Source organism: Streptococcus parasanguinis (assembly GCF_023109675.1).
GTDB classification, from domain to species: Bacteria; Bacillota; Bacilli; order Lactobacillales; family Streptococcaceae; genus Streptococcus; species Streptococcus parasanguinis_I.
In genome coordinates this window covers 122,405-135,292 of record NZ_JALDUR010000003.1, presented here as the reverse complement: position 1 = coordinate 135,292, position 12,888 = coordinate 122,405, and the positions used below count along the sequence as shown (strand labels likewise).

The 12,888-nt window shown below is 42.0% G+C and carries 10 protein-coding genes and 1 pseudogene; 4 read left to right on the top strand and 7 right to left on the bottom strand.

Features of this window, described 5'->3' with window-relative positions:
• Positions 1-10: 10 nt before the first annotated feature.
• The 3 genes from M1G14_RS03795 to M1G14_RS03785 all read right to left on the bottom strand — a co-directional run bounded on the left by M1G14_RS03795 (position 11) and on the right by M1G14_RS03785 (position 2,331).
• A complete protein-coding gene (locus M1G14_RS03795; protein ID WP_049523165.1) occupies positions 11-1,012 on the bottom strand; it encodes a uroporphyrinogen decarboxylase family protein in 1,002 nt (333 codons plus the stop codon).
• Positions 1,013-1,111: 99 nt separating this feature from the next.
• Positions 1,112-1,312 carry a hypothetical protein gene (locus M1G14_RS03790; RefSeq protein ID WP_021154358.1) on the bottom strand — a complete coding sequence of 67 codons (201 nt, stop codon included), beginning with the start codon at positions 1,310-1,312 and terminating at the stop codon, positions 1,112-1,114.
• 17 nt (positions 1,313-1,329) lie between these two features.
• Positions 1,330-2,331, bottom strand: a complete 1,002-nt coding sequence (locus M1G14_RS03785) for a uroporphyrinogen decarboxylase family protein (RefSeq protein WP_045759043.1) — start codon at positions 2,329-2,331, stop codon at positions 1,330-1,332.
• A 434-nt stretch (positions 2,332-2,765) separates the two neighbouring features.
• Here M1G14_RS03785 and M1G14_RS03780 point away from each other — a divergent pair, with 434 nt between their 5' ends.
• A complete protein-coding gene (locus tag M1G14_RS03780; protein WP_003004374.1) occupies positions 2,766-3,623 on the top strand; it encodes a 5'-nucleotidase, lipoprotein e(P4) family in 858 nt (285 codons plus the stop codon).
• 57 nt (positions 3,624-3,680) lie between these two features.
• Here the strand turns inward: M1G14_RS03780 and glmS are convergent, their stop codons facing one another.
• From glmS to M1G14_RS03760, 4 genes are all read right to left on the bottom strand, one after another.
• The gene (gene glmS / locus M1G14_RS03775) at positions 3,681-5,489 is read right to left on the bottom strand and encodes a glutamine--fructose-6-phosphate transaminase (isomerizing) (protein WP_247926301.1); all 1,809 of its coding nucleotides are present in this window, start codon (positions 5,487-5,489) and stop codon (positions 3,681-3,683) included.
• 232 nt (positions 5,490-5,721) lie between these two features.
• Entirely contained in the window at positions 5,722-7,107 is a 1,386-nt protein-coding gene (locus M1G14_RS03770; protein WP_049474419.1) for a glycoside hydrolase family 1 protein, read from the bottom strand.
• A gap of 279 nt (positions 7,108-7,386) precedes the next feature.
• Positions 7,387-8,082 (bottom strand): gamma-glutamyl-gamma-aminobutyrate hydrolase family protein, encoded by a 696-nt coding sequence (locus M1G14_RS03765; RefSeq protein WP_247926300.1) that lies wholly within the window; start codon positions 8,080-8,082, stop codon positions 7,387-7,389.
• Between the two features lie 176 nt (positions 8,083-8,258).
• Entirely contained in the window at positions 8,259-8,807 is a 549-nt protein-coding gene (locus M1G14_RS03760; RefSeq protein ID WP_003009944.1) for a TetR/AcrR family transcriptional regulator, read from the bottom strand.
• A 229-nt stretch (positions 8,808-9,036) separates the two neighbouring features.
• Here M1G14_RS03760 and M1G14_RS03755 point away from each other — a divergent pair, with 229 nt between their 5' ends.
• From M1G14_RS03755 to M1G14_RS03745, 3 genes and pseudogenes are all read left to right on the top strand, one after another.
• Entirely contained in the window at positions 9,037-9,738 is a 702-nt protein-coding gene (locus M1G14_RS03755; RefSeq protein WP_003009942.1) for an ABC transporter ATP-binding protein, read from the top strand.
• Between the two features lie 12 nt (positions 9,739-9,750).
• Entirely contained in the window at positions 9,751-12,414 is a 2,664-nt protein-coding gene (locus M1G14_RS03750; protein WP_247926299.1) for an ABC transporter permease, read from the top strand.
• A gap of 231 nt (positions 12,415-12,645) precedes the next feature.
• Positions 12,646-12,876, top strand: a pseudogene (locus M1G14_RS03745) (IS3 family transposase); the annotation flags it as partial.
• Positions 12,877-12,888 lie beyond the last annotated feature (12 nt).

The window sequence follows — 12,888 nt, the reverse complement described above, 5'->3', positions numbered from 1 at the left end:
TCTATTTTCCTTATTCTGCTGCAGCTTCACGAACCCATTCGATTCGTTCTTCATCAATGTCACTTGGAATCGTACAATCGGCACCGATGACCAAGCCTGTGGTTCCTGTTTCTGCGATGATGCGTTTGGTTTCTGCTTGGATCGCAGCCTTATCTCCTGTGTAAAGAAGACCATTTTTACCATTTTCAAAGCCACCAAGAACCGTGCGTCCACCGAAGATTTCGCGTCCTTCTGCTAGGCTGATACCTTCTGGTCCGACTGCCCAGTTAATGACTTGGGCTGGGTAGTCTGTGAAGAGATGGATATCATTGCGAGCTCCTTCATAGCCACAGATATGAAGAATATTTACGCCACCTGCTTCATTAGCTGCCTCTAAGACATGGAGTTCGCTCGGTGCAATAATGTTTTTATAAACTTCTTGTGTAACCCGCGCATCTTGGATACTTTGAACACTGAGGTAGATCCCGTCTGCTCCTGCTTCTTTGATGATTCGTTGGCTCAAACTGGCAATATCTTGGCCAATCGTATCCAATACTTTTTTAATAGTTGCTGCATCTTGATCGATGAAGTTTGCGATCAAGTCATCTCCTCCTGAAACTTCTCCGACCAACCATTTGAAGTAGGTTACTGGAGCAAAGATATTGTAGATAGCCACAATGTCTTCTTCAAAACCGGCACGGATTTTTTTAACGAGCTCTACCTGCTCTGTGATCCATGGATGATCTGCTCCGAGTGGTTCAATCCCTGCTAAATCAGAGATGTTTTCAAGGCCTTTGTGAATAGCTGGATTTGGATAAGCAAAGTAACCATCGCTCATGAGTTTGACAAAGTCTGGTTTGACCTTGTGAAGGAAGTTTTTATGGCCATTGAGATTTTTTTCAATAATTTCCGGATTAGAAAATCCTTTCAACCATTCTTCTTCTGTTGTAAAATGATGCCAAAATCCAACTGGCACACGGTCAACTGCTTCTCCTTTAAAAGCTTTTAAGACTAATTCTCTTTTTGATGACATGTTCTTACCTCGTTCTATTCTTTTCTTGTTTGTTATCTTATCACTTCGATAATTGTTTGACTAATATATATTTTTTATCAAGCTCTTCATCTTTTTTTATCACTGATCTTCGAGAAGAAGAATTCCTGCTAGGTCAGATGGGCGGATGAGGGAGAAACTATGAGCTGGAATCTTCTCCAGTCTTGCCATATCTGGATCTTTTTTCGCTTTCCCCTGACTGCTTGCTAGAGCCACTTTACTAAGCCCGAGAAGCAAAAACAAAACGGTTACCAGGATACACCATACATTGATCTTTTTCATCTCCCTCTCCTTTCTTTTTACAATACGGCTGCTTGACGCACCCAATCTAAGCGTTCCAATTGGAAATCATCTGGCACGGTGCAGTCTGCTCCAAGAATCAAACCACGACTTCCGGCTTCAGCCACCAAGCGACGCGTTTCTTGCTCAATAGCTTCTCGTTCCCCTTGGTAGAGCAAACCTTTCTTGCCATTGACAAAGCCACCCAAGACGGCACGATCGCCGAAAAGTTTACGACCTGCGGCTAGGCTAAGGCCTTCATGATGGGTCGCCCAGTTAATGACTTGGGCTGGATAATCCTTGAAGAGCTCCACTTCATTGCTGGCCCCTTCAAAACCACAAATATGAAGGATATTGATGCCTCCAGCTTCATTGGCTGCTTCTAGGACAGCGATGCTGCTAGGCTCAATGAACTTGCGGTATTCTTCATCTGTCACACGCTCATCTTGGATCTGCTGGGTTGAAAAGTAAATACCTTCAATACCTGCTTCTTGGATCAAGCGACGACTTAAAGTAGCGATGTCTCCTGCAATCACGTCAAGGACATGAGCTAAAGTTTCTGGATCTTCCTTGATAAAGTCTGCAATCACTTGGTCTCCACGAGATTGATCCGTACGGAACCAGCGTTTCAAATAAGAAATGGGCGAGAAGATATTGTAGAAAGAAGCAATCTCTTCATGGAAATGAGAACAAATTTCCTTGACCACCTCGATTTGTTTTTCAATCCATGGATGATGCTCTCCAATCGGTTGAATATCCTTCAATTCTCGGATCGATCTGATCTCTCTCGAATAAAGAGCACTCGGATAGCGGAAGAAGCCATCACTCATGATCTTGACAAAATCAGGTGAAATTTCTTCTACATAGTGTTGGTGGCCCTTAATACTTTTTTCTACTACAGCCGGATTGTCTAGACCCAATTCTTTTTCTTCTTGGGTCACATAATGGAGCCAAAATCCTACAGGGATTCGCTCTACTGTTTCGCCTCGAATGGCACGAAGAACCAATTCTTTTTTACTCATACTGTACATCCTCCTCAATATTTCTCCAACAGAAAGACTGACTGCTTTCCTTCTGGAATTTGTAACCATGATATCACCTCAAAAAGTAGCTGACTAATATATTTTCCCTATCAAGGCCTTAAAATTTCTTTATTGAGAAAGGCATCAAAAAAACGCAAGTGCTTGAAAATAGGGACTTGCGAGTATCTTTCTTTATTGTTTCATTTTAGAAGAAAAGGGATGCTTTGATCTTTTCTTGATCCGGTTATAGCAGAAAACTATATCCCTTCTTTTAAAGGAAAAAATAGCATATGTTGAGGCGAAGAAACCTTTCATAGCAGCGTTTTTCCTTCTTTTTCTTTTCACCGATTCCTAGACACCTTCTTCTCTTTCTTGTCAGGCAAGATTGAAAGGAGTATAATTTTTATAGAATAATTTTAAGGAGTGTACGGTTTATGAAAACAACAAAAACCACCTTTACCATCGTTTCTGCTCTTGCTTCTGTCATTTTACTGACAAGTTGTGGAAGCAATACCACTAAAACGCAAGAGACAAAAGCAAGCAGCACTAAAAATCAGGTGACGATGACCTATGATCAACAGCGCTCACAAGAAAATACCATGTCTGTCCTTTGGTACCAAAAGGCAGCAGAAACCAAGGCTTTGTATTTACAAGGCTACAATGTCGCTACTGACCGTTTGAAAGAGATCCTCCAAACGCCTTCTGATAAGCCTTATTCCATCGTCTTGGATTTGGACGAAACTGTTTTAGACAACAGCCCTTACCAAGTTCAAAACGTCAAAGATGGTACGGCCTTCAATCCTAAAGATTGGGATGTTTGGGTGAAAAAAGCAGCCGCAAAAGCGGTGCCAGGTGCCAAAGATTTCCTTCAATATGCGGATCAAAACGGGGTTCAAATCTACTACATTTCTGACCGTACAACCTCTCAAGTAGATGATACCATTAAGAACCTTGAAAAAGAAGGCATTCCTGTTCAAGGACGTGACCACCTCATGTTCTTAGAAGATGGCGTCAAATCAAAAGAAGGCCGTCGCCAAGCTGTACAAGAAAAGACCAATCTTGTCTTGCTCTTTGGGGACAACCTGGTTGACTTTGCAGACTTCTCTAAGACCTCTGAAGCTGATCGCGACAAGAAATTGGACGAATTGCAAAAAGAATTCGGTGAAAAATTCATCATCTTCCCAAATCCAATGTATGGATCATGGGAATCTGCTGTTTACCAAGGTAAAAAACTAGATGCCAAGGGACAAACAGAAGAACGCCTCAAAGCCTTGCAAGGTTTTGATAAATAAAGCAAACATCCTCGCTAGGAAAAACCTAACGAGGATATTTTTTCTATATAGACAAGTTTATTCAACTGTTACAGACTTAGCAAGGTTCCGTGGTTTATCAACATCGAGCCCACGATGAAGGGTTGCAAAGTAGGCAATCAATTGGGTTGGTACCACCATTGAGATTGGAGAGAGGTAAGGGTGAACCGCTGTCAAGACCAAATCATCTGTCTCTTTAGCGACATTTTCTTCTGCAATGGTTAAGACATGAGCCCCACGTGCTGCCACTTCTTGGATGTTTCCACGTGTGTGGCTGGCTAGGACTGGATCAGACAAGAGGGCGATAACCGGTGTACCCTCTTCGATCAGAGCGATAGTACCGTGTTTCAACTCACCCGCAGCGAAGCCTTCACATTGGATGTAAGAAATTTCTTTTAGTTTCAGACTGGCTTCCATAGCAACATAGTAATCTTGGCCACGTCCAATATAGAAAGCATTGCGGGTTGTTTCCAACAAGCCACGAACTTTTTCGTCGATCACTTCTTTTTCTGAAAGGGTTGATTCGATCGATTGGGCAACGATAGACAATTCGTGCACCAAATCAAAGGCTTTGGCCTTCTCATTGCCATTGGCTTCCCCAACAGCTTTAGCCAGAAAGGCAAGAGCTGCGATTTGAGCCGTATAAGCCTTAGTAGAAGCTACCGCAATTTCAGGACCAGCATGGAGCAACATAGTCATGTCTGCTTCACGTGAAAGAGTTGATCCTGGAACATTGGTTACTGTCAAGCTTGGAATGCCCATTTCATTGGCTTTGACCAATACCTGACGACTATCAGCTGTTTCACCAGATTGGCTGATAAAGATGAAGAGTGGTTTCTTGCTGAGAAGTGGCATACCATACCCCCACTCAGATGAAATACCGAGTTCTACTGGGGTATCCGTCAACTCTTCCAACATTTTTTTAGACGCAAATCCAGCATGGTAAGAGGTCCCAGCCGCAAGGATATAGATGCGGTCTGCTTCTTGAACAGCCTTGATAATAGCTGGGTCTACTACTACTTGACCAGATTCATCTGTATAGGCTTGGATCAACTTACGCATGACAGTTGGTTGCTCATCGATTTCCTTGAGCATGTAGTATGGGTAAGTCCCTTTTCCAATATCAGAAAGGTCGAGTTCAGCCGTGTAGCTAGCCCGTTCTTTGACGTTGCCATCATAGTCTTGCACTTCAACGCTGTCAGCCTTGACAATGACCAACTCTTGGTCATGGATTTCCATGTATTGGTTGGTTTCGCGAATCATAGCCATAGCATCTGAGCAGACCATATTGTAGCCATCGCCAAGACCAATCAAGAGTGGTGATTTATTTTTTGCCACATAGATGGTGCTTGGATCTTCCGCATCCATCAAAGCAAAAGCATAGGCCCCACGGATGATGTGGAGAGCTTTTTTAAAGGCTTCAAGCGTAGACAAGCCCTCTTCTTCAGCAAATTTTCCAATCAAGTGGGCTGCAATTTCTGTATCTGTTTGCCCCTTGAAATGGTGACCGGCTAGGTATTCTTCCTTGATTTCAAGGTAGTTTTCAATGACCCCATTGTGGACCAACACAAAGCGACCTGTTTCAGAACGGTGTGGGTGGGCATTGTCCTCAGTTGGTTTTCCGTGAGTTGCCCAGCGGGTATGTCCGATCCCAGCTGTTCCTTCGACACATTCTGCCTTAGACGACAATTCTGCAATGCGGCCAACTGCCTTTACCAATTGGCTCTTGCCTTCACTAGCCAGAAAAACACCCGCAGAGTCATAGCCTCGGTATTCGAGCTTTTCAAGTCCTTGAATCAAAATATCAGTAGCATTTGTATTTCCTACAACACCAACGATTCCGCACATAGTTTTTACGATATAGCCTTGCTATACTTTCCCCTTTACTTAGTCAAACGACCCATGGTCGATTTCTCAGTTACTTTGAAATTGGTATAGTCTAATTTACCAAAAAAGCAACCAGCGGAGTCAGTATACAATGCTTCTTCCAGTTTGTCAACTAGGAAATTCAAGAAAATTGGTCTAGTTAAGAAAGGGTTAAGAAAAACCTATCAACATCTTGGTTGATAGGTTGCTTTTTCTACTCTTCAAATCCATTCTGCTGGCTCAACTCACGGAACCAATGGCCGGATTTTTTGAGGGTACGTTTTTGACTCCCAAGATCCAATTCAACTAAACCATAGCGGTTCTTGTAGCCATTGAGCCAAGACCAGCAGTCAATAAAGGTCCAGATCAAATATCCTTTACAGTTGGCACCATCTTGAATAGCCCGGTGGAGCTCACGAAGATGGTCTTTGACAAAGTCAATCCGGTAGTCGTCTTGGATCACGCCATCCTTGCGGAATTTTTCCTCTCCTTCAACCCCCATCCCATTTTCTGTCAGGATCCATTCGATATTGCCATAGTTTTCCTTGATGTTTTGGGCAATGTCATACAAGCCTTGCTCATAGATTTCCCAACCACGGTGGGGATTGATCTTGCGCCCTGGCATAACATAAGGTTCATAAAATTGTTCAAAGAGTAGGGGAGATGCTGGATTTGGAGCATAACGAGGAGCCGCCACACGGAGTGGTTGGTAATAGTTAACTCCTAGGTAATCCACCGTATTTTCCTCAATCAAGCGCAATTCAAAGGGATCATAATCCGGTAAGAGATCGCGCTCCCGTAGGATCTCCACTAATTCTTCAGGATAATGACCAAGAACAGATGGATCTAAGAAAGATTTGGCTTGAAAGAGCTCGGCAATACGCGCAGCTTTCACATCTTCTGGATGCTGGCTCCGAGGATAGGCTGGTGTCAAATTGAGCACAATCCCGATACGATAGTTAGGATCCACCTCGTGACAGGCCTTAACCGCTAGAGAGCTTGCTAACTGGGTGTGGTAGGCTACTTTTACTGCTGCTGCTGCGTCTACCTTATGAGGAAAATGGGCATCATAAAAATAACCAAACTCCACAGGGACAATGGGTTCATTAAAGGTGATCCACTGATCGACCAGATCCCCATAGGTCTTGAAACAGAAACGCGCATATTCTTGGTAAGCATAGGCAGTTTCTTTATTTTCCCAACCATCCCCTTGCTCTTGAAGAGCCATCGGTAAATCAAAATGATAGAGGTTGACCAAGAGGTGAATCCCTTTCTCCTTTATCTTTTCAAAGACACGACGGTAGAAATCAACGCCTGCTTGATTGATCTCTCCTCGTCCTTCTGGGAAAATACGTGACCACTGAATAGAGGTCCGAAAGGCCGTGTGGCCAGTTTCTAACAAGAGGTCCAAATCTTCTTCCCAGTGTTCATAAAAAGTCGATGTTTTCTCTGGTCCTTGCCCTTGATAAAAGCGGTTGGGCTCGATCTTATACCAGTAATCCCAGAGATTGTCTCCCTTTCCATCCTGGGCGAAACGCCCTTCTGTTTGAGGGCCCGAGGTCGAACTCCCCCATAAAAAATCCTTTGGAAATTGATACATGTCCTAATCCTCCTCATTCTACTAGCTCTATTGTAGCGAATCCTCCCCCAAAACCTAGGCACAATTTACAGTCTTTCTTACGCAGATTAAAGAAAAGAGAGTGGGACAGAAATCGGTCATTCGTTAGAATTCGATTTCGTCGTCCCACCTCCGCACAGTTGAGTAGGGCTGTAAAAGCTGATGAAATCAGCGTAGTAGAGCCCACTCAACCACTGCGTCTTGCTCGACAATCCAAAAATAATTGAGAGGCTAGGACTTTTGTCCCAGCCTCGGTCTTCGTTATAAGTCATTCACGACATATTCAAAGAGCTTGCGATCTGCTGGGCTCTTGTCAAAACGAAATTCCGGATGCCACTGAACGCCGAGGAAACGACTCTCATCTGTGGATTGAACGGCTTCTATGATGTCATCTTTAGGATCCCGCGCGATCACTTCTAAACCATCTGCCAAGTCTTTAATACTTTGATGATGGAAAGAATTGATGCGACTGGTCTTACCATAGATCTCTTGCAGGATCGTCTGATCCTTGGTCACCAACTCTTGGCTGGTGTACTGACCTGGATTGTCCTGCCAGTGGTGTTCAATGTCTTGATACAGAGTTCCCCCTAGAGCGACATTATAGAGCTGGGTCCCACGGCAAACGGTAAAGATCGCTTTTTTAGCCGCACGCGCTTCTTCAATCAAGGCCAACTCAAAGAGATCGCGTTTCAAGAGGTAGTCATCACTGTCGATGGTGATTTCTTCTCCGTAAAACTTGGGCAAGACATTTTGTCCACCGGTAATGATGAGCTTATCAATCATCGATATGTAGTCTTTGGCTAAGGCTGCATCTCCAATTGGCAAGATCAAGGGAATCCCTCCTGCCTCTTTGACCGCTTCGACAAAACCAGTCGCCGCATAGCTCATATTCGCGTCTGGATCATCCGGGAAGGGTCTTTCATTTCCTGTAATTCCAATTACTGGTCGTTTTTTCATACTTTTTTCCATATACTTTCATTCATTTTCAAGGCTTATTGTAACATAATTTTAAGCCAGACTCAATGGAGTTTTTTTGAAGAGACAGTCAACAATTAGAATGAAAGGACTCAGCCATCTAACTTCTGTCAATAAGAGGCAATTCTGTTTCAAAGCCCCTGAGGATTCTTAAGTAGTTACTTTTCTTTAAACCACTCCATCCCTGGGGAATCCAGTATAATCTTGGTCAATTGTTGGGGGTTTTCCTGAGTCCCATTGATAATCCAGTCGACAATAAGTCCTGTCAAACCAGAAACATACATGGTAATAGCATAGCGCTCTGGCATTTGATAAGCTGCCACAATGACTGGTCGAGAACGTGGCGTAGACTCAATCATCCCCAAGATAAAATAACGAATGTTGTCTGCAAAACGAAAGCTTGGATTTTTTGCAATTTCAGCAAAAAAAGCACTGTTCTCTTGGAAATAAGACAAGATGGCTTCTAAGGCTTCTTTGGGATAAAAGGTTTCTTTCCTCAAAATCATACGAACCGTCGTTATGGTTTCTTCTTTTAATTGCTCTAAAAAATCCTGTTTATCTAGGTAGTGCAGATAAAATGTCGAGCGGTTGACACCCGCTTTTTTAGTTAACTGACTAATCGTTATATCCTCTAAACTTTTTGTAGCCAAAAGCTGAATGAAGGCTTCTTTAATATCTGACTTAGTTGTCGTTTGTCTCTGTTGCATACGAACCCCTTATTTCTACATATTGTTGATTAAAGTATATCTCGAATTTTGAAAATGTCAACTATCATCTGATATTTTCAGTTATGATTATCATATTTTCTTCGTTATTTCAACACATTGTTGTTTTCTGTTGTAGCAATCGTATTTAAAAAATCATAAAATAACCTTCGTAATTATTCAACAGGTTGTTGTTTTAGCAGCTGATAATTTTTAAAGGAGACAAATACACATGGCGTATATTGAAATGAAACATAGTTACAAACGGTATAAAACAGGTGATGTGGAAATCATCGCAAACAATGATATCACTTTCGAAATTGAAAAAGGGGAGTTAGTGATTATACTCGGTTCTTCTGGGGCAGGAAAATCAACTGTTCTCAATATTCTTGGTGGTATGGATACCAATGATGAAGGAAAGGTCGTCATCGATGGGAAAGACATCTCCAATTATAATGCGAAACAATTAACAGCCTATCGTAGAGACGATGTCGGATTCGTCTTTCAATTCTATAACTTGGTCTCAAACTTAACGGCCAAAGAAAATGTAGAGTTGGCTTCTGAAATTGTCGCGGATGCTAAAGATGCGGAACAAACTTTGATTGATGTTGGTCTAGGAAAACGCATCAACAACTTCCCTGCACAATTGTCTGGTGGTGAGCAACAACGGGTAGCTATCGCTCGCGCCGTCGCAAAAAATCCGAAAATTCTCCTCTGTGACGAACCTACAGGAGCCCTGGATTACAATACTGGAAAACAGGTCTTGAAGATTCTCCAAGACAAGGCTCGCAATGAAGGAGCTACCGTTATCATCGTCACTCACAACGGGGCGCTTGCACCTATTGCTGATCGTGTGATTCGTATGCATGATGCGCGTGTTCAAAGTATTGAACTCAATGCCCATCCACAAGATATTGATAGCCTCGAGTACTAGAAAGGATGTCTCATGAATCGTAAAACTTATTGGAAGGACGTGAGAAAGTCTTTCTCTAGTTCTAAAGGACGGGTGGTTTCTATTGCTTCACTCATGGCCTTAGGTTCTTTCGCTCTTGTGGGTCTAAAGGTGACGACACCTGATATGCAACACACGGGAACAAGCTATTTTACTAAACACCAAACAGCTGACCTCACAGTTACTGGCAGCTATGGACTGAACCAGTCAGATCAAGACCTCCTAAATCAAGTCTCATCAGAGGCAAACATTGAGTATGGTTACTTTAAAGATGTAGTACTGAAAGGTTCCACTGATTCCTTTCGACTATTTTCAAAACCAAAAGATATCTCAACTTATGAGGTTGTAAAAGGAAAACTTCCAAGTAAGCAAGGTGAAATTGTTCTTTCTTCAGTCTATCAAGATAACTATAAGATCGGTGACAAAATTGAGTTTTCTGAAAAAGAGGGTGACAATGGTAAGGATGTCTTAAAAGAACACAGTTTTACCATCACTGGCTTTGTTCAGTCTTCTGAAATCTTATCAAGTGTTGACCTAGGTTCATCGACAGCTGGTAGTGGGGAACTCAAAGGGTATGCGGTTGTTCCTGAATCTAGTTTTGATTCCGACGTCTACATGATTGCACGCTTAGCTTACAAAGACGTCCGTGGAGCTAACCCCTATACCCAGGATTACACTGACAAGGTTTCCAAACACGAGGATGAGCTTGAAAAATTAGTAAAAAATCAGCCTGCTAACCGTTTGAAAGAATTAAAAGCTGATCCACAGGCTAAGATTGACCAACAAACAAGACAACTTCAGAAAGCAGAAACGGAGCTTAACAAGAAACTTGAACAAGCGAAAGCCAGCGGTCAGGATAAGAATCCTCTTGTCCAGGGACAATTGACTCAGGCACAAGATGAAATCGCTGACAAGAAGGAGCAAATAAAGGAAGCTCAAGAAAAAATCGATAGCATTGCTGAACCAAGCTACGATGTCTACACACGTCGTGAAGCTCCTTGGTCAGAAGGGTACGTTTCATATGAGACCAACGCTTCTGTTTTTCAGAACCTCAGTAATATCTTCCCTGTTATCCTCTACTTTATTGCTGCCTTGGTTACCTTTGTAACAATGGGACGCTTCGTCGAAGAAGAACGGATTAAGGCAGGGACATTCAAAGCTCTCGGTTACCAAAACAAGGACATCATCCGTAAATTTATTATTTATGGATTCGTGACGAGCATGATTGGTACTGCTATTGGGGTTGCTGCTGGACATATTCTCCTTCCAACTATCATATACAATAGTTATAAAGAGCGAATCCTCCTCGCACCAATTGAGTTACACTTTTATCCATTTAAGACTCTTCTAGCTATTGTGCTTGGTCTTTTGTCCACAGTTCTTCCCGCTTTCATGGTAGCCAAGCGCGAATTAGGAGAAAAGCCAGCCCAACTTCTTCTTCCAAAACCTCCAACATCTGGTTCTAAGATTCTTTTGGAGCGCATCACCCCACTTTGGAACCGGATGAACTTTACACAAAAAGTCACTGCCCGTAATATTTTCCGATACAAGCAACGGATGTTCATGACTATTTTTGGTGTCTGCGGTTCCATCGCACTTCTCTTTGCTGGACTCGGTATTCGTTCTTCTATTGGAGACCTTAACACACGCCAATTCCCTAACATCATTCGCTATGATATGATTGTCGCAAACAAGGATCATCTGGATGGGCAGGAAAAGGAAAACATCCAAAAATTAATTAACGATAGCAAGGTCAAGGAACATCTTTCTATTCATTACGAAATGCTTTCAAAAGTGGCAGGAAATAATAACGATCGTCAAGATATCACAACCCTTGTGGTCAAAGACAAGGATCAAGAAACTCTACAACATTACATCAAGCTCAATAATCGTGAAACTGGTCAAAAACTCGATTTGACCGACAAAGGGATTATTATTTCTGAGAAATTGGCAGACTTAGCTGGCGTTTCTGTAGGGGATGAGTTAACCGTTCAAAATAGCCAAGACAAGGATATCAAACTCAAAGTTGCTGGTATTTCTGAAATGTATATGGGTCACTTCATCTTTATGAATGAAACTACTTACAGAAATGCTTTTGGTAAAGAGGCGAGCCAAAATGCTACTATTCTGACACTGAAGAATCACTCAGACAAAAACGTTGAGCAAACAGCCAGTCAATTTATGGAGCTTGATGGTGTCAAAGGGGTTGTTCAAAATACTACTCTAAAGGCACAAATCAAGACCATCGTCAACTCCCTTAGCCGTGTTATGGCAGTATTGATTGGGATTTCTGTTCTTCTTGCTTTAGTTGTTCTCTTTAATTTGACAAATATCAATGTGGCAGAACGTATCCGTGAGTTATCAACCATTAAGGTTCTAGGCTTCTTTAATAGAGAAGTGACACTCTACATCTATCGAGAAACCATTTATCTCTCTATCATTGGTATCTTGGTTGGATTCGGACTTGGTTGGGGATTGCATCAATACATGGTAGAGGTTATCCCTCCTGAAAATATTATGTTCAATCCAGGTCTGAGCTGGCTCATCTATGCCATTCCAACACTTGTTGTCATTATCATTCTGACAGGTCTCGGTATCTTTGTGAACCAACACCTTAAGAAAGTCAATATGCTCGAAGCCCTAAAATCTGTTGAGTAACATACGATCTAAGCTAATAAGTAGAGCTAAAGTACAAGGATAACTTCCTTATTCTAGACAAACGTCATTTTGGGCGTTTGTCTTTTTTATTTTTTAAATGATTTACTTTATCATCTGGTATTTCCATCCAAAAATCTGATTTTAAGTAAAATAAAAAGGGATATTCGCTATTCATTTCACCAATCTTTTGATATTTAACAAGGAGGCACATACTTTTGGATGACTCTTATACTCCAGTCATCTATGTCATGTAAATACAATAGTCCAGATAACGGCATGATGGAATCCTTCTTTGGCATTCTGAAGTCTGAGATGTTTTATGGTCATGAGAAAACGTTTCAGTCACTTGAGCAATTGGAACAAGCTAGTGTAGACTGTATTAATTATTACAACAACAAACGCATTAAGATAAAACTAAAAGGACTTAGTCCTGTGCAATACAGAACTAAATCCTTTGCTTAAATAAATTGTCTA

Excerpts from the sequence above, each read along its gene's own strand:
- M1G14_RS03750 (WP_247926299.1), top strand. The coding sequence starts at position 9,751 with ATGAATCGTAAAACTTATTGGAAGGACGTGAGAAAGTCTTTCTCTAGT.
- M1G14_RS03770 (WP_049474419.1), bottom strand. The coding sequence starts at position 7,107 with ATGTATCAATTTCCAAAGGATTTTTTATGGGGGAGTTCGACCTCGGGC.
- M1G14_RS03795 (WP_049523165.1), bottom strand. The coding sequence starts at position 1,012 with ATGTCATCAAAAAGAGAATTAGTCTTAAAAGCTTTTAAAGGAGAAGCA.
- M1G14_RS03785 (WP_045759043.1), bottom strand. The coding sequence starts at position 2,331 with ATGAGTAAAAAAGAATTGGTTCTTCGTGCCATTCGAGGCGAAACAGTA.
- M1G14_RS03760 (WP_003009944.1), bottom strand. The coding sequence starts at position 8,807 with ATGCAACAGAGACAAACGACAACTAAGTCAGATATTAAAGAAGCCTTC.
- glmS (WP_247926301.1), bottom strand. The coding sequence starts at position 5,489 with ATGTGCGGAATCGTTGGTGTTGTAGGAAATACAAATGCTACTGATATT.
- M1G14_RS03780 (WP_003004374.1), top strand. The coding sequence starts at position 2,766 with ATGAAAACAACAAAAACCACCTTTACCATCGTTTCTGCTCTTGCTTCT.
- M1G14_RS03790 (WP_021154358.1), bottom strand. The coding sequence starts at position 1,312 with ATGAAAAAGATCAATGTATGGTGTATCCTGGTAACCGTTTTGTTTTTG.
- M1G14_RS03765 (WP_247926300.1), bottom strand. The coding sequence starts at position 8,082 with ATGAAAAAACGACCAGTAATTGGAATTACAGGAAATGAAAGACCCTTC.
- M1G14_RS03755 (WP_003009942.1), top strand. The coding sequence starts at position 9,037 with ATGGCGTATATTGAAATGAAACATAGTTACAAACGGTATAAAACAGGT.